Below are 16,878 nucleotides of genomic sequence, written 5' to 3'. Positions count from 1 at the left end.
CCAGCGGCTCGTACACCCGCAGATAGGAGGCGTACGGAACGAGGACCGAGGAGGCGACCGACATGTCGCGAATCCTTCCACGGAGGTACTCCCCCGGGGGGTGATCCTGAGCACTGGTGCGGATCTACGCACGCGTAGGACTTACTCTCTTGCCGAACCGGTCCTCCCCCACCCGCAGGGGGGACCGCCTAGTACTCCAGCTGTAGATCGTGATCTTCATGTCTGGGATGCCGCTTGTCGTCGGTAATGGCTGGTGCGTGATCTCTCCTGATGATGGCGTCGCCAGTCGGACCAGCGGAGTCGGTGAGCCATGGTGTGGAGAGGCTGGACGACGACCGTGATGAACAGGCGTTGGATCTCGTTGCAGGACAGCGGGATCAAGTCGGCCGGCCCGGGATGGCGGGCGTGTTCGTCGGCTCGGACGACCGCGAGGAAGGCGTGGGCGAGCATGGCCAGGGTGACCCAGCGGGTCCAGGACGAGTAGCGGCGGACCTGGTGCTCATCGAGTCCCGCCAGCCCTTTCTCGGTCTGGAAGGTCTCTTCCACCCGCCATCGTGAGCCGGCAGCCTTGACCAGGACAGACACGGGCACCAGCTCGGCGGAATGACAGCGGTAGTAGGCGAGTTCGCCGGTGGTGCGGTTGCGGCGGACCAGGAGTTGTCGTTTGCCCGGGGCCGCCTCGGTGAGGTCGATGACGGCCCAGTCGTAGAACCGGTGTCCCTTCGCGCCCCGTCCGGCCGAGAGTTTCTGCCAGGCCCGCTTCGGGACCTTCGCCGCCAGGGCGTCGGCGCGGAACTTGCCTGCGGCAGTGCTTACTTCGGCAGAACAGGCCACCGCGAGGACATAGCCGATGCCGCGTTCCTCCAGAGCCGTGCGTAGTTTCGGGTTGCCGCCGTAGACCTCGTCCCCGGTGACCCAGCCGACGTGGTGTCCGGCGTCCAGGAACCGCTCGATCATCTTGCGGGCCAACTCCGGCTTGGTCGCGAAGACGGTGTCCTCGCCCAGCCCCGCCGCCCGGCAGCGGTCCGGGTCGCCCGTCCAGGAGCGCGGTATGTACAGCTCCCGGTCCACCGCCGCGTGACCCCGCTCGCCCGCGTAGACGAGGTAGACCGCGACCTGCGAGTTTTCGATCCGGCCGGCTGTGCCGGTGTACTGACGCTGGACCCCGACTGTGCGGGTGCCCTTCTTCACGTCGCCGGTCTCGTCGACGACCAGCACCGCTGCCTCGTCGTGGAGGTGATCGACGACGTATTCGCGCACGTCATCACGGACGGCGTCGGCGTCCCACTTGGCACGGTTCAGCAGGTGCTGCATGCCGTCAGGGGTCGCCTCCCCGGCCCACTCAGCGATGGTCCAGCAGTTCTTCCGGGGCAGGTCCGAGAGCAGCCCGAGCACCAGCCGCCGTATCCGTCGGCGGGGCTCAACACGCGCGAACCGGCCCGCGATCCGGTCCATCAGACCGTCGAACGCCTTCTGCCAGTGGGCAGGGGCTACGCTGTGATCCGCGGCCACTGCATGATCTTCTGTCTTCACACACCGATGATCAGCGGTGGCCGCACCCGTCGGCGAACCTGGAGCTGCCAATGGCCTCGCCCGGCCCCGTCACCAGAGATCTGCTCGAAACCTTTGACGACGTACGTTCCAGAACCTTCGCTCGCCTTGACGGTCTCACCGACGCCGAATACCTCTGGGAGCCCGTTGCCTCGTGCATGACGCTCCGGGCGGATACGAACGGTGTGTTCCGTGCCGACCCACGGCCCGCAGGCGATGCCCGACCGGCGCCGTTCACGACGATCGCCTGGCGCATCTGGCACATCGGAGCAGACTGCCTGCGCGGCTACGACCGCTTCTTTGCAGACGAATCTCAGAGCGGTGACCGGCATCTGTGGCCGGGCACGGCAACCGAAGGCGTTCAGATGCTGACCAACGACTGGTCCCGATTCCGAACCCGAGTCGAATCCCTCGGCGATGACCGTCTCCTCCAGCCCATGGGTCCCCGCGCTGGTGCCTACGGCCACGAGAGCTACCTACTGCTGGCCCTACATGCCCTGGACGAAGCCGCTCATCACGGTGCCGAACTCGGTGTCCTTCGCGACCTTTACCTCCACGGCTTCACCGAGTAGCAGCAAGATCACGATCTACGGCTGGAGTACTAGCCTGTAGTCAGGTGGCTGACCTGCGGAAACGGCCGCTGGCTCAATTCCCGGGCCAAGGAGCGAGAGCCTGTCGCCCCTCCAAAGCATCTGCGGTGCTCAATGGAACCCGGCTGGGCGACGAACCTGCGGAGATACCTCTGCCAACCCTTGAAGACCGTCCCCCATACCCTCGGCTGGGAACCTGATGGGAACAGCAAGACAAAGGAGACCCGCGAAGGATCGTGAAAGATCACTCCCCCCGTCTTCCCCTATCAGGTCGCTGACCTGCTAAAACGGCGAAACATCAAGCCGGATCAGGCAAGACGAGTGAGCTTATGATCATGCTCCTAAAGCGGGTGTCGCAGATTCGAGACCAGCGGCGGGACAAGCGGAGAGGCCACCTACCGGCCCTCGGTAGGTGCCCTTCGTCAGTGGGGGGCCGTCAGCGGAGTTCGTCCGGGCAGGCTGTGCCGCGGGGGAAGAGTTTGTACGGGGCCGCCAGGCGGTACACGCCCGGCTTCGGGGCCACCAGTTCCGTCCATTCGTCGCCCTCCGTGTCCGCCTCCGCCTTCAGCAGGCAGCCGTTCTCGTTCAGGAAGACCTTCGGGAGCTCCGTCTCCGACGCCTCGCGGGCCGTCCGCGAGGCCTCCGTCTCCTCCGGGGGTTCGACCTTGCCGCCGTTCTCGTCGAGGAGGGCCAGCCATGGCGAGTACGGGACACGGATCAGCACCCGCCCCGGCGTGTCGACCTCGATCACGACCTCGTTCGCGCCCGCTCGCCGTACCTCGGCCGGCGGATCGGCCAGCGGGGTCGGGTTGTCCACCTCGTACAGGCGCCAGTTGGCGTCCGACCAGACCTGCTTCAGGTACGGCAGGCCGGCCCCGACCAGCTCCGCCTCCCGCTCCGCCCCCGAGTCCGGCGCCCCCGTCGGCAGCACCACGTAGTGCACGGCCCAGCGGTCCAGCCAGTCCTGGTAGTTCGAGGCGTTGAGCGTGTCGTCGTAGAAGAGCGGGTTGCGCTCCATGTCCGCCTGCCGGTTCCAGCCCCGGGCAAGGTTGATGTACGGGGTGAGGGCGGACGACTCGCGGTGGCTGGAGGCCGGGACGACCTCCACCCGCGCCGTCTCCGCCCCGCGCACCTGCAGCTGGTTGATCAGCGGCGCGACCTCCCGCGCCCAGGACGCGTCCGGGGCGGTACGGACCATGTCGTCGACGCCCTTGAAGCCGATCCAGAAGTTCAGTCCGGCGAAGGCGAGCACGATCGCGTACCAGCGACGCGACCGCGGGGCCGTGTAGGGCAGGGCCGCCAGGAGGACGACGCCCGCGAAGAGCATCACGAGCCGCGAGACGTTCGAGCCGATCTGGGAGTCGATCAGCCAGGTCAGCAGCGTGCCCGCGGAGTACACGGCCGCCCCGGTACGCACCGTGCGCCAGTCGCGCGGGACGAGCACGAGGACGAGCACCCCGAAGAGGAACGGCAGCGCGGTCGACCCCAGCGACATCGGCTGCGTACCGGAGAAGGGGAACAGCCAGGAGGAGACGGCGACGACCGCCACCGGCGCGAGGCCGAGGGCGTACGCGCCCGGGCGCCGCTTGTTGAGGAAGAGCGCCGCCGCCGCGACCCCGAGGAAGAGCCCGGCCACCGGGCTGCAGGCGGTCGCGAGACCGGCCAGCGGGGCGGCGACGGCGGCCTTCGCCCACCGTCTGCGGCGCCAGCGGTACGGCCAGCAGAAGACGGCGGCGACCGAGCCCAGGGCGAACATCATGCCCAGCCCGAACGTCACACGCCCCGACAGGGCGTTGCACAGGAAAGCGAAGACCCCCGCCAGCGAGCACGCCAGCGGATTGCGGACCGCCCGTACCCGGACCAGGATCAGCGCCGTCAGACCGGCCGAGACCGTGCCGGCGATCATCATCGTCGAGCGCACGCCGAGCACCGACATCACGTACGGCGAGATCACGCTGTACGAGACCGGGTGCATCCCTCCGTACCAGGCGAGGTTGTACGCGGAGTCCGGGTGCCGTCCCACGAACTCGGCCCACGCGTCCTGGGCGGCGAGGTCGCCGCCGCTGTTCGCGAACAGGAAGAACCACAGGACGTGGGTGAGCGCCGCGAGGCCCGTCGCGATCATGACGGGATAGCGGCGTCTGCGGCGCGGAGGGTGCGGGGGCCCGGGCGGTGGCTCGATGGGCGGCCGGGGGGCCGGGAGGTTTATTCGCGCCGGCGCAGGGGCTCGCGTCTGCGCGGCTTCGTCGGCGCGTGTCGGCTCGGCGGTGGTCACTGCGGCCCTCTCCCGTGCTGCCCTTCGCGCATGCGCATGGTCTGTCGGAACGCTAACAGCTGGGCGCCCCGGAGGACCGGGGCGCCCGTCACGTCGGCCCGGGCGGTCAGCCCAGACGGGTCAGCTTCTTGTCGAAGCCCGGCTCCACCAGGTCCGACTGGAGGGCGACGGGAGCGCTGACCTTGCCGGTGCCGGTGCCGATCGACACCTGGCCGACGACGTCACCCTTCGCGGCGGAGTGCGGCACGGTCTTTCCGCCGTCGGTCAGCTCCAGGTTCACCTTCAGGCCCGGCCAGCCGATGGCCTTGAGCTCCTTGGTCGCGATCACCGGGGTCCTGCCGCCGAGCCCGTCGTCGACGTAGCCGACGACCTGGCCCTTGCGGACGACGGCGGCGGAGGTGACGTCCTTCTGGGCCTGCTGGATCAGCTTCAGGCTGTAGTCGATCGCCAGCTGGAGCTTCTTGTGGAGCTGGTCGGCGTCCTTCGCCCCCATCACGACACCGAGGATGCGGCGGTTCTTGCCGTCGATCACGGTGTTCGCGGCCCAGAGCAGGTTGCCGCCGGCCGGCGTGGAGGAGCCGGTCTTGATACCGCTGACACCCGGCTTGAGCAGGATGTTGTTGTTGTTCTCGATCTGGCCCGGGATGCCGTCGACGGTGAGGTTCGGCATGTTCACGATCTCCCGGAACACGTCGTACTGCATGACCGCCTTCGCCAGCTTCAGCTGGTCCTGCGGGGTGGAGACGGTGGTCGCCTGCAGACCGGACGGGTCGGTGTAGACGGAGTCCGTCATGCCGAGGTCCTTGGCGGCCACGTTCATCTTCTCGACGAACGCGGCCTCCGTACCGGCGTCCCAGCGGGCCAGCAGCCGGGCCACGTTGTTGCCGGACGGGATCATGAGGAGCTGGAGCAGCTCCTTCTCCGTGTACTGCTGCCCCTCCTTGATCGCCGCCGTCGACTCGTCCTTGGCCTTGGCCTGCTCGCCGGCCTTCTGGTCGACCGTGATCTCCGGACCGGACTCGTTCCCCTTGACGGGGTGGTCGCGGAGGATCACGTACGCCGTCATCGTCTTGGCGACACTCGCGATCGGGGCGGGCTTCTGGGCCCCGTACGTCCCGAGCGAACCGACGCCCTCGACCTCGGCGGCGCCCTGGCCCTCGGTGGGCCAGGGCATGTTCAGCTCCCCGCCCGCGAAGGTGAAGGTGGGGGCCGTGGAAAGGCTCAGAACAGGCGGGGGCAGCGGCCGCACGAACTGTACGATCGCAAAGATGATCAGGAGAAGGATGACCAGCGGCGTCCAGATCCGCACCCGCCGGACGGTGGTGCGCAGCGCCGTCTGCGGCGGGGGCGGGGTGTTCGTCAGCTCCGCCAGCAGGTCCAGCGGAGGTAGCGGCGGCATCGGCTGCTGCCTGGTCCGCTCGGCCTCGGTGAGGGACGGCGGGGGTACGGGGGTGGGCGCCGGGGCCGCAGGGGCCTTCGCCGCGGGCGCGGCCGGCGTACCGGGCGCCGCGGGCCGTGCGGGCGCTGTCGGCGCTGTCGGTGCTGTCGGTGCTGTCGGTGCTGTCGGTGCCTTGGGGATGTCCGGGCGCAGGGCCACGAACTTGCTCGTGCGCTCGGCGGGAGATTCCGCGGCGGGCTTCGAAGCGGGTTCGGCGACGGGCTTGGTGCCGGGTTCGGGAGAGTCCGGCGTCTTCGGCAGCGGCGGGAGCTTCAGCGCGGTCGTCGGCTGATCCACGACGGGCGGCCGCACCGCCTTGAACATGGTGGTGGGCTGATCGACGGGCTCGGGCTCGGCGTCGGGCTCCGGGTCGGTCTCCGGGTCGGGCTCGGCGACAGCCTCCGGCGCGTCCTCGGGCTCGGGGTCGGGGTCGGGGTCGACAACAGGCTCCGGCTCGGCCTCAGCCGGCTTCCGCGCCGCGAACCAGGCCCCCTCGGCCGTGTCGGTGCCTTCGGGTGCCGCCGGAGCGCCCTCGGCCTCCTCGGCCTTGGCCTCGACGTCGCCCTCGGCCTCGTCCGGCCGCGACGACTCCTCGTCGCCGGAGGCGACCCACGCCGCCACCGCCGCCCGCAGACGGTCGCCCCCGGCCTCGGGAGCGTCGTCCACCGAGACGTCCACCGAGTCGTCCACCGAGTCGTCCGTCGTGGACTCCGCCACCTCGTCCGCCGTGGCGTCCTCCGCAGCCTCCGTCGCCGCAGCCTCCGTCTCCGCCTCGGGCGGTGCCGGTGCGGCGTCGTCGTCCGAGGTGCGCGGGGCCAGGGTCTTGAAGACGGCCGTCGGCTGGTCGATCTGAACCGCCGACGCCGTGCCGGACGTCGTTCCCGACGCCGTTTCCGACGCCTGCGGCTCACGAAGCACGGAGAGCCGCGGATCCCGGCCGCCCGCCGGAGTCGTCTCCGCCGAAGCCCCTGAAGACCCCGAGGACTCCTGCTCCGCCTTGTCGGGGGACTCGCCCGCCACCGTGCCTCCTCCATGCGTCATACGTCATGCGTACGTCCGAACCGTGTACCAGTGTCCTGTGTGAACCCCTTGGCCCCCGTGCTAGACGAGAACGACATACCTACTGGTTCCCGTACGAACCACCCAGGCACTCTCGACAGATGAATGTGAGAGGGGTCACCCTGTGACTCATCCACGCGGGGAGGCATGGATGGGCAGGAGCCGCAGAACACTTCCGGAGGAGCTTCTGCTGCTCGCTCTGGACCCGGCCACGGGTACCACAGCGCAGCCGCAGTCGCTCGACCTGGGCCTCGCCGGAGCACAGCTAGTGGAGCTGGCTCTGGCGGGACGGATAGCCCCTGACGGGGATCGTATCGCCGTGGTGATGCCACGGCCGACCGGAGATCCGACTCTGGACTCCGCACTGGAACTGCTGCGCAGACGCGGCAGCCCGGTTCGGGCCGTCCACTGGATCGGCGGACCCCGACTGGGGCTCCGCCAGACGTATCTCTCGCATCTGGAGCGATGCGGCATGGTGCATGCCGTGGAGACCCACATGTGCGGGGTGCTGCCGACGACGCGCTACCAAGCGACGGAGACGGCGATCAGCCGGGAGATCAGAGCCCGGCTGGACAGTGCGATCCGCACCGGCGTACCGCCGGACCCGCGGACCGCGGCGCTCGCCGCGCTGGCCCACGCGGTCGGTCTCGGCAAGCACCTGTACCCGGGGAACGAAGGACGGTCGTCGCGGTCCCGGCTGCGCGATCTGATCCGGCACGACCCCATGGGCGGCCTCGTGGCGCATGCCGTGATGGACGTCCAGAACGGTGTGGCCGCCCAGCCGCGCCGTAACTCCGCGACGGGTGGCGGACGTCCCGCGGGCGTCCCCGAGCAGCCCCGCCGCGGTGGCATGGTCCGCGCCGCCGTGCACTGAGCCGGCGAGCCCGCGCGACCGGGCCGACAAGAACCACTCCGGGAGCCGCAGGCGTGTGCGGGACGGTCGTCACGACCGTCCCGCCCACGCGCGTTTCCCCAGCGTTGTGGCCATTTCCCAGCGCACACCACACCTTTGGTGGCAGTCTGCCAAGCAGTAGATACTCACAGCTACGCAGCCGACAGCCGGAGGTGCAGTTTCCGTGGCGTCCAACGTCAATCCCACCGTCAGGCGACGCCGATTGGGCCAGGAGCTGCGCCGGCTCCGGGAGCAGAAGAACATGACGGCCGAGCAGGTGGCCGAGCGTCTTCTGGTCTCGCAGTCCAAGATCAGCCGCCTCGAGAACGGTCGTCGCTCGATCAGTCAGCGTGATGTCCGCGACCTCTGCGGGGTGTACGAGGTCGAGGACGAGCGGGTCGTCGAGTCGCTGATGCAGATGGCCAAGGACTCGCGCCAGCAGGGCTGGTGGCACGCCTTCGGCGACATCCCGTACAGCGTCTACATCGGCCTGGAGACGGACGCGGAGAGCCTGCGGGTGTACGAGCCGCAGATCATCCCCGGCCTGCTGCAGACGCACGGCTACGCGGAGGCGGTGATCAGCGGCGCGCTGCCGGAGTCCGCCCCGGCCGACATCGACAAGCGGGTCACGGTCCGCACCCGGCGGCAGGACCGGATCAAGGACGAGGAGCGCCCGCTGCGGCTGTGGGCGGTGATCGACGAGGGCGCGCTGCGCCGGATCGTCGGCAACAAGCAGCTGATGATCGAGCAGTTGGAGCATCTCGTCGAGCAGTCGCATCTGCCGCACGTCACCGTGCAGGTGCTGCCGTTCGACATGGGCGCGCATCCGGGAATCAGCGGACATTACGCGATCCTGGAATTCCCCGACACGTCCGACTCCAGCGTCGTCTACATCGAGGGCGTGACGAGCGACCTGTATCTGGAGAAGGCCCAGGACGTCGCCAAGTACAGCGTGATGTACGAACACCTGCGGGCGCAGGCCCTGAATGTCGAGCAGACCCGGGAGTTCATCTCGGACATCGCGAAGGCGTACGCCGCCATTTGACCGGCGACAAGGTCGGCAGATTTCCGAATTCTCCGATTCGCGGGTGAATGCCGTCATACGGACAGCCCGCCGGAGGAAGAGGTCGGTACGGTACACCCCGGCCTTGTTCCAGCGGAAGGCCAGCTGGAATATGCCATCCGGTCGGGTGAACGCCGCCCCCACGCGACGGGACCGGCGAGTAGCGTCGATCACGCCAGCAAGAACGTTGGCGCGACACACTACTGGCAGAACCGGAGCTAAGAACATGGCGATTATTCAGGGCGCTCAGGACACCTGGACGAAGTCCTCCTATTCCGGCGGAAACGGGGCCTGCGTCGAAGTCAAGTCCCCCGTCGTGGCATCGATTGCGGTCCGGGACTCCAAGGCCCCCGAGGGTCCGTCCATCGCTTTCGGGTCGGGGTCGTGGAACGCCTTCGTCGGCGAAGTCACCACCGGGACTCTCTGAGTTCACTCAGCACCACGGAAAGAGCCCTCTCGTCCGGTCCGCCGTCCTGGCCGAGGGGGCTCGGCCGTATCCGAGGCACGGCGCTCAGCCGTCTCCACGGCCCCGGTTCCGGCCGCCTCCAGGACACCGGTTCCGGGGCGGCCGTCCAACCTCTCCCCGACACCGGTCCCGGCCCTCTCCGCGAGACCGAGTCCGGCCCTCTCGGCGACGCCGAGATCAGCGCAGCTGGTCCACGTACCGGTCCGTGCCCGGCACCGTCGGGACGAACGGCGCCACCAGCTCGACCCGGCCGGCCTCCCCGGCGATCGTGTCCAGGTCGGCGAAGTGGGCGGACCAGCAGGTGCGCGGGTCGCGCTCCAGGAACCACAGCAGGGTCAGCCGGGTGTCGACGCCCTCGACCTGCTTCACGTACGTCATCCGGTCCCCCGGCAGCGGTGTCGGCCGGAAGACGGTGACCATCGCCGCCGGAGAGCCGGCGAGGCGCCGGGGCAGCTCGCGCGAGCGCAGCCGTTCGAGCAGCTCCGTCCGCCGCTCCGGCCCCTCGGTGTCGATCACCTGGAGGATCAGGCCCGCGTAGGGGTGGTCGAGGGCGTGGACGTCGCGCGGTCCGGCCGCCCCGTCCCGGTACACGGTCGCCTCGTGGTCCTGGAAGGCCGTGAAGACGTGCGTACGGTGGTGGTGGACCCGGGCGTCGCGGTTCAGGCGCTTGTTGATGGCGACGGTCCACTTCATGTGGTCGTCGTAGCGGCCCTCGGCGATCCAGTAGGTGGAGAGGTAGCAGCCGGCCGTGACGGGCTGGGCGACCGCGGACTTCTCCGGGACGCGCAGTTCCTGGAGTTCGCGCGTGGCGACCCAGCGGCGGCCCGCGTACATCCACGGCATCGCCATCGCCCCGGCGTAGTAGTGGTCGTCCTCGTACCAGCGGTTGTACGCGTACTCGTGCCCTGGGTGCGGTTCGACCATGGTGATCAGCGCATGGCCGGGGCGCACCCCGTAGGGCCCTACGGCGGCCAGCTCCCCGTACGTCTCGCTGCGCGTCTCCTCGCTCACTCCCAGCCCCTTCCCATGTCGGATGGCGCCCCCTACTCTGACGGGCCGTCAGATGATTGGCCAGAGTCGGGAGGGACCCGGATGCCGCTCCAGGGAAAGACCGTGGTCGTGTCGGGTGTCGGCCCCGGGCTGGGCCATCGGATCGCCGCGACGGTGGTGCGGGACGGGGGCAACGCGGTGCTCGGGGCGCGCACCGAGGCCAACCTCGCCTCCTCGGCGGCGGAGATCGACCCGGAGGGCGAGCGCACCGCCTTCCTTCCCACGGACATCACCGACGAGTCCCGGTGCGAGGCGCTCGCCCGGCTCGCGCTGGCGCGGTTCGGCGCGATCGACGCGGTGGTCCACGTCGCCGCCTGGGACAGCTACTTCGGCGGCGTCGAGGACGCCGACTTCACCACCTGGCAGGGCGTCCTGGACGTCAATCTGCTCGGCACCCTGCGCATGACCCGGGCCTGCCTGCCGGCGCTCAAGGAGCGCGGCGGGTCCGTCGTCCTGATCGGCACGCAGTCGGCGGTGGCCGCCCCCTCCCAGGTCCAGCAGGCGGCGTACGCGGCCTCGAAGGGCGCGCTCACCTCGGCGATGTATTCGATGGCCCGCGAGCTCGGCCCGCACCGGATCCGGGTCAACACCGTGCTGCCGGGGTGGATGTGGGGCCCGCCGGTCCAGGCGTACGTACGGTTCACCGCGCACACCGAGGGGGTGGCGGAGGCCGAGGTGCTCGGCCGGCTCACGGAGCGGATGGCGCTGCCGGAGCTGGCGACCGACGGGGACGTGGCAGAGGCGGCGGCCTTCCTCGCCTCCGACCGGGCGCGGGCCATCACCGGGCAGTCGCTGCTCGTCAACGCGGGCGAGCTGATGCGCTAGCGGAGGACGGCGCAGCACCCCCGGGCCGTACGGCAACCTTGCCGTACGGCCCTTTTTGACCCCATCTGGATTCACAGACATGAATCGAGGTCAAAAACTCGAACGATTTTACGTTCTCTTGACCCTCCGGTCCGTTGTCGTGGCTGCTCAACTCACCACACCATGAACGGCGTTCACAAGGCGGACCGGACCCCTGGAGGGGGCTCAAAAATGAACAGTCTCGACTGGGCCGTGCTCATCGGCTATTTCGGCGTGATGGTCGCGATCGGCGTCTGGTCCCACAAGCGCGTGGACAACGTCTCCGACTTCTTCACCGCCGGCGGCAAGATGCCGTGGTGGCTCTCCGGCATCTCGCACCACATGTCGGGCTACAGCGCGGTGATGTTCACCGGTTACGCGGGTATCGCCTACACCTACGGCGTCACCTCCTACGTCACCTGGTCCTTCCCCATCGCGATCGGCATCGCCATCGGTGCCCATCTCTTCGCGCCCCGCCTCAACCGGCTGCGCTCCCGCCTGCATGTGGCCTCGCCGCTGGAGTACCTGAAGAACCGCTACAACCTGCCCACCCAGCAGGCCCTGGCCTGGTCCGGAGTGCTGCTGAAGATCGTCGACGTGGGTGCCAAGTGGGCGGCGATCGCCACCCTGCTCTCCGTCTTCACCGGGATCTCCCTCAACCAGGGCATCCTCATCACCGGCGTGATCACCGGCGTCTACTGCACGGTCGGCGGCCTCTGGGCCGACGCGCTCACCGAGCTCGGCCAGTTCATCATCCAGTTCTTCGCCGGTATCGCGATGCTCGTCGCCGTCCTGGCGAAGCTCGGCGGCTTCAGCGCGCTGTGGACCGTCTGGGACCGGCCCGAGCTGCAGGGCCACACCGCGCCGACCGCCGGCCCCTACACGATGACCTTCCTGCTCGCCTACCTCTTCATCAAGACCTTCGAGTACAGCGGCGGCATGTGGAACCAGGCCCAGCGCTACATGGCCACCCCCAGCGCCCGCGAGGCCACCCGCTCCGGCCGGCTCTCGGCCGTCCTGTGGTTCGTCTGGCCGCTGGTGCTCTTCTTCCCCATGTGGGTCGCGCCGCTGCTCGTCGAGCCGAACAAGCCCGACGCCTCCGACTCGTACGCCCTGATGACCGAACAGCTGCTCCCGCACGGACTGCTCGGGCTGGTCATCGTCGGATTCTTCTCCCACACCATGGCCATGTGCTCCTCCGACGCCAACGCCATCGCTGCCGTCTTCACCCGGGACATCGCGCCCGTGATGAGCAAGGCGGCGCGGAGCTGGTCGCAGCGGGCAGGGCTGCTCGCCGCCCGCTGGTCGACGATCGCGTTCCTCGGTCTGTCGATGGCGGTCGCCACCCAGGTCAACTCCCCCGCCTTCAAGGACATCATCACCGTCGTCATCAAGTGGGTGGCCGGTCTGATGGGGCCGATCGCGATCCCGTTCATGCTGGGGCTGCTGCGGACGTTCCGTAAGTCGGGTCCGACGGCGGCGCTCGTCTCGTGGGCGGCCGGCCTGTTCGCCTTCTGGCTGACCAACTACGGCCTGGACGGCATCGAACTGCAGATCCAGATCGTGTCGCCGCTCGCCACCTCGCTCATCCTGTACATCCTGATCGGCTTCGTCAGGCCGGAGGACACCCCGGAGCGGGACGCGGTGCTCGACAAGATCCACTCGGACGACGGCGGACCCGCCGGCGCGGCCGCCGTCCCGGCGCAGGCCGGCGGCGACCGGGCGGATCAGCCCCTCGGGTAGCGGGCGAGCCAGCCCGGGGACGACTCGGAAGGGCTGTGCAGGGCGGCCCCCTGGGTCATCTCCATCGCGAAGTCGTCCGCGAGCTCCAGGACCGTCGCACGGCCCTCCAGTTCGGCCAGCCAGGCCGGCGGGAGGGCCGTCTCACCGTGCAGGGCGCCGAGCAGCGCGCCGGTCACCGCACCCGTCGCCGCCGACGGCCCGTCGTGGTTGACCGCGAGGCGCAGCCCGTGGCGGATGTCCTCGCCGACGAGGGCGCAGTAGACGGCGACGGCGAGCAGGTTCTCCGCCCGGTCCTCGTCCGCGCCGAGAGCGGTCACCCGGGTCGCGCTCGGCATCCCCTGGCGTACGGCGCCCAGCGCGTGCTGCAGCGCGTCGGTGACGGGCTCGTGGCCGGGGCGGGGGGCGAGCTGGCCGAGCGCCCGCTGCACCGCGCCGTCCACGCTCTCACCGCGCGCGAGCCCGTGCACGACGACGGCGAGGGCGCCGGCCGCGAGGTACGCGGCCGGATCGCCGTGGGTCTGCGCCGCGCACTCCACGGCCAGCTGGCACACCAGCTGGGGCTCCCAGCCGACCAGGAGCCCGAAGGGCGCCGAGCGGACGAGCGCGCCGGAGTCGGTCGCGCCCGGGTTCTTGGGCCGGTCCAGGGTGCCGAGGGTCTCGTCGCCGAAGCCGGTCAGGCAGGAGCGGGCCGGGTCGCGGCGGGCGTAGAGCCACTCCTCCCGGGCCAGCCAGCCGTTGTCCTTGCGCCGCTCGTCGGGGCCCCAGTCGTGCTGGGTGGCGGCCCAGCGCAGATGGGCCCGGTGGACGTCGGTCGGCGGGTGCCAGGCCCCCGTGTCGCGGCGGACCTGGGCGCGGATGAGCCCGTCGACGGTGAACAGGGTCATCTGCGTGGCGGCGGTGACGGCCCCGCGCCGGCCGTACGCCGGGACCGGTTCGGTGAGCCCCTCGGGACCGTGGGCGGCCCGGATCTCCGCCAGGGAGAGCCCGGCGACGCCCGCGCCGAACGCGTCGCCGACGGCCCCGCCGAGGAGGCAGCCCCGGACCCGGGCCCGGAAGTCCTGCTGCTCGGCACGGCCCCACACGGCCGTGGCGGTTGTGGTCACGACGTGCCCTCCCCCGGTGACGCAGGTCTGACGCAGGTCTGCCGCAGCACTGTAATCGACCGGGTACGCACGTTCGGGGGGCGGAACGTTATGTGATCCGACGCCCTTCAGGCCGGATTTGACCAGTTCACCGGGGTTCGGCTCACTCCGACGGCACCACCGGCAGCAGCTCCGGCAGGTGCCCGTCGGAGGCCTGTGCCGTCCGGACCCGCTCCTCGGGGACCTCGCCGTACAGCGTCGTACGGGGCCGCGACGGCCGCCCCGCCGCCTCCGCGATGGCGACGAGATCCCTGACCGAGCGGTACGAGCCGTAGCTGGAGCCCGCCATCCGGGAGATCGTCTCCTCCATCAGCGTGCCGCCGAGGTCGTTGGCGCCGGAGCGGAGCATCTCGGCCGCGCCCTCCGCGCCCAGCTTCACCCAGCTGGTCTGGATGTTGCTGATGTGCGGGTGGAGGAGGAGCCGGGCCATGGCCGTGACCGCGCGGTTGTCCCGGACCGTCGGGCCGGGGCGGGCGATGCCCGCGAGGTAGACCGGGGCGTTGGTGTGGATGAAGGGCAGCGTCACGAACTCGGTGAAGCCGCCGGTCTCCTGCTGGATGCGGGCCAGCGTGCGGAAGTGGCCGAGCCAGTGGCGGGGCTGGTCCACATGCCCGTACATCATCGTGGACGAGGAGCGGATGCCCAGCTCGTGGGCGGTCGTGATCACCTCGATCCAGGTGGCCGTGGGCAGCTTGCCCTTGGTGAGCACCCAGCGGACCTCGTCGTCGAGAATCTCGGCCGCGGTGCCGGGGATCGAGTCGAGCCCGGCCTCCTTCGCCGCCGTCAGCCACTCCCGTATCGAGAGCCCGGTCCGGGTCGCGCCGTTGACGACCTCCATCGGGGAGAAGGCGTGCACGTGCATCCCCGGGACGCGTTCCTTCACCGCCCGCGCGATGTCGAAGTAGGCCGTGCCCGGCAGGTCGGGGTGGATACCGCCCTGCATGCACACCTCGACCGCGCCGACCTCCCACGCCTGCTGGGCCCGGTCGGCGACCTGGTCCAGGGAGAGGGTGTAGGCGTCGGCGTCGGTGCGGCGCTGGGCGAAGGCGCAGAAGCGGCAGCCGGTGTAGCAGACGTTGGTGAAGTTGATGTTCCGTGTGACGACGTACGTGACGTCGTCGCCGACCACCGCCCTGCGGACGTCGTCCGCGATCCGGGTCAGCGCGTCGAGCGCGGGTCCGTCGGCGTGGAGCAGGGCCAGGGCCTGGTCGTCGGTGAGCCGGGTCGGGTCGTCCGCGGCCACGGCCAGGGCCTCGCGGACGTCGGTGTCGATGCGCTGCGGGACCATGCCCGGGGCGGCCGCCTCGCGCAGCGACTCCCAGTCCCCGTACACCTCGTCGAAGTCGTCGCGGCGGTCACCGGTGCGGCCGGTGGTGTCGATGGTGCGGTGCAGATCGGTGCGGCCGGTGGCCGTGAACGCCTCGTCGGGCTCCTGCCAGGGCAGCCCGCGCACCGGCGCGTCCGGGTTCGCCAGGCCCGTCTCCGGGTCGGCGAGGGCACGGACATGCGGCAGCAGGCGCGGGTCGAGCCACGGCTCGCCGCGGCCGACGAACTCCGGATAGACACAGAGGCGTTCCCGCAGCTCGAAGCCGGCCGCCCGGGACTTCTCGGCGAGCGTGTCGATCTGCGGCCAGGGCCGCTCGGGGTTGACATGGTCGATGGTGAGCGGCGACACCCCGCCCCAGTCGTCGATACCGGCGCCGATCAGCCGCCCGTACTCCTCGTCGACGAGGTTCGGCGGGGCCTGAAGGCAGGCGCTCGGGCCCATGATGTGCCGGGCGACGGCGATCGTGGCGACGAGGTCGTCCAGTTCGGCGTCGGGCATGCCGCGCATCGCCGTGTCCGGCTTGGCGCGGAAGTTCTGGATGATCAGCTCCTGGACGGAGTGGTAGGCGCGGGAGACCTTGCGCAGCGCGAAGAGCGACTCGGCCCGCTCCTCGTACGTCTCGCCGATCCCGATGAGAAGCCCGGACGTGAAGGGCACGGAGGAGCGTCCGGCGTCCTCCAGGACGCGCAGCCGCACGGCGGGCTCCTTGTCCGGGGAGCCGTAGTGGGGGCCGCCGGGCTCGGACCACAGGCGGGTGGCGGTCGTCTCCAGCATCATCCCCATGGACGGCGCCACCGGCTTCAGGCGCTGGAAGTCCGTCCAGGACAGCACGCCCGGATTGAGGTGCGGCAGCAGCCCGGTCTCCTCCAGGATCCGGATCGCCATGGCCCGTACGTACGCCAGGGTGTCGTCGTAGCCGTGCGCGTCCAGCCACTCGCGCGCCTCGGGCCAGCGGTCCTCGGGCTTGTCGCCGAGCGTGATCAGCGCTTCCTTACAGCCCAGTTCGGCGCCGCGGCGGGCGATGTCCAGGACCTCGTCGGGGGACATGAACATCCCGTGGCCGTCCCGGCGGAGCTTGCCCGGCACGGTGACGAAGGTGCAGTAGTGGCACTTGTCCCGGCAAAGCCGGGTGAGCGGGATGAACACGCTCTTCGAGTACGTGATGACACCGGGCCGCCCGGCCGCCTCCAGGCCCGCGTCCCGCACGCGGGTCGCCGACGCAGTCAGGTCCTCCAGGTCGCCGCCGCGCGCCTGGAGCAGCACGGCCGCCTCGGTGACGTCGAGCGCCACTCCGTCCCTGGCCCGCTTGAGGGCGCGGCGCATGGCGTTCTCGGTGGGCCGTCCGACCTGGTGATCCGTCATGCGTCGAGCATACGAGCCGACCGTGACAAGGGGCCGGGACATGGGGACGACAGGGAGATCGTCCGGACTGAGTAGGA

The 16,878-nt window shown here is 70.1% G+C and carries 12 protein-coding genes; 6 read left to right on the top strand and 6 right to left on the bottom strand.

The genetic code is table 11. The features are described from left to right. Window positions 1–216: 216 nt before the first annotated feature. A complete protein-coding gene (locus tag J7E93_RS31630) occupies window positions 217–1,455 on the bottom strand; it encodes an IS701 family transposase (protein ID WP_215073469.1) in 1,239 nt (412 codons plus the stop codon). Window positions 1,456–1,583: 128 nt separating this feature from the next. Between J7E93_RS31630 and J7E93_RS31625 the strand changes: the two genes are divergently transcribed. After that, entirely contained in the window at window positions 1,584–2,123 is a 540-nt protein-coding gene (locus J7E93_RS31625) for a DinB family protein (RefSeq protein WP_215073466.1), read from the top strand. Between the two features lie 454 nt (window positions 2,124–2,577). Here the strand turns inward: J7E93_RS31625 and J7E93_RS31620 are convergent, their stop codons facing one another. Further along, entirely contained in the window at window positions 2,578–4,266 is a 1,689-nt protein-coding gene (locus J7E93_RS31620) for an MFS transporter (protein WP_251067355.1), read from the bottom strand. Window positions 4,267–4,522: 256 nt separating this feature from the next. After that, window positions 4,523–6,895, bottom strand: a complete 2,373-nt coding sequence (locus J7E93_RS31615) for a D-alanyl-D-alanine carboxypeptidase family protein (RefSeq protein WP_251067354.1) — start codon at window positions 6,893–6,895, stop codon at window positions 4,523–4,525. A gap of 169 nt (window positions 6,896–7,064) precedes the next feature. On the opposite strand from J7E93_RS31615, the gene J7E93_RS31610 reads away from it, so the two are divergent. The 3 genes from J7E93_RS31610 (at window position 7,065) to J7E93_RS31600 (ending at window position 9,295) form a co-directional block, all read left to right on the top strand. Further along, entirely contained in the window at window positions 7,065–7,787 is a 723-nt protein-coding gene (locus J7E93_RS31610) for a GPP34 family phosphoprotein (protein WP_215073464.1), read from the top strand. 202 nt (window positions 7,788–7,989) lie between these two features. Then, the gene (locus J7E93_RS31605; RefSeq protein ID WP_215073463.1) at window positions 7,990–8,850 is read left to right on the top strand and encodes a helix-turn-helix transcriptional regulator; all 861 of its coding nucleotides are present in this window, start codon (window positions 7,990–7,992) and stop codon (window positions 8,848–8,850) included. A gap of 244 nt (window positions 8,851–9,094) precedes the next feature. After that, window positions 9,095–9,295, top strand: a complete 201-nt coding sequence (locus tag J7E93_RS31600) for a DUF397 domain-containing protein (protein ID WP_215073462.1) — start codon at window positions 9,095–9,097, stop codon at window positions 9,293–9,295. Window positions 9,296–9,511: 216 nt separating this feature from the next. On the opposite strand, the gene J7E93_RS31595 is transcribed toward J7E93_RS31600, so the two are convergent. After that, on the bottom strand, window positions 9,512–10,345 hold the full coding sequence (locus tag J7E93_RS31595; protein WP_215073461.1) for a hypothetical protein: 834 nt from the start codon (window positions 10,343–10,345) through the stop codon (window positions 9,512–9,514). 81 nt (window positions 10,346–10,426) lie between these two features. On the opposite strand from J7E93_RS31595, the gene J7E93_RS31590 reads away from it, so the two are divergent. Further along, entirely contained in the window at window positions 10,427–11,209 is a 783-nt protein-coding gene (locus J7E93_RS31590; protein ID WP_215073460.1) for an SDR family oxidoreductase, read from the top strand. A gap of 210 nt (window positions 11,210–11,419) precedes the next feature. Then, entirely contained in the window at window positions 11,420–12,970 is a 1,551-nt protein-coding gene (locus tag J7E93_RS31585; protein WP_215073459.1) for a sodium:solute symporter family protein, read from the top strand. Here the strand turns inward: J7E93_RS31585 and J7E93_RS31580 are convergent. Both J7E93_RS31580 and J7E93_RS31575 read right to left on the bottom strand, forming a co-directional pair. Further along, window positions 12,955–14,073 carry an ADP-ribosylglycohydrolase family protein gene (locus tag J7E93_RS31580; RefSeq protein ID WP_215073458.1) on the bottom strand — a complete coding sequence of 373 codons (1,119 nt, stop codon included), beginning with the start codon at window positions 14,071–14,073 and terminating at the stop codon, window positions 12,955–12,957. The two genes, J7E93_RS31585 and J7E93_RS31580, sit on opposite strands and share 16 nt — an antisense overlap. 142 nt (window positions 14,074–14,215) lie before the next feature. Beyond that, a complete protein-coding gene (locus J7E93_RS31575) occupies window positions 14,216–16,801 on the bottom strand; it encodes a bifunctional FO biosynthesis protein CofGH (protein WP_215073457.1) in 2,586 nt (861 codons plus the stop codon). Between the last annotated feature and the right edge of the window lie 77 nt (window positions 16,802–16,878).

It is taken from the genome of Streptomyces sp. ISL-36 (assembly GCF_018614205.1).
In the GTDB taxonomy this organism is placed as follows: Bacteria; Actinomycetota; Actinomycetes; order Streptomycetales; family Streptomycetaceae; genus Streptomyces.
Note: the sequence above shows the minus strand (reverse complement) of the source record. Positions and strands in the feature narration are given on the sequence as shown.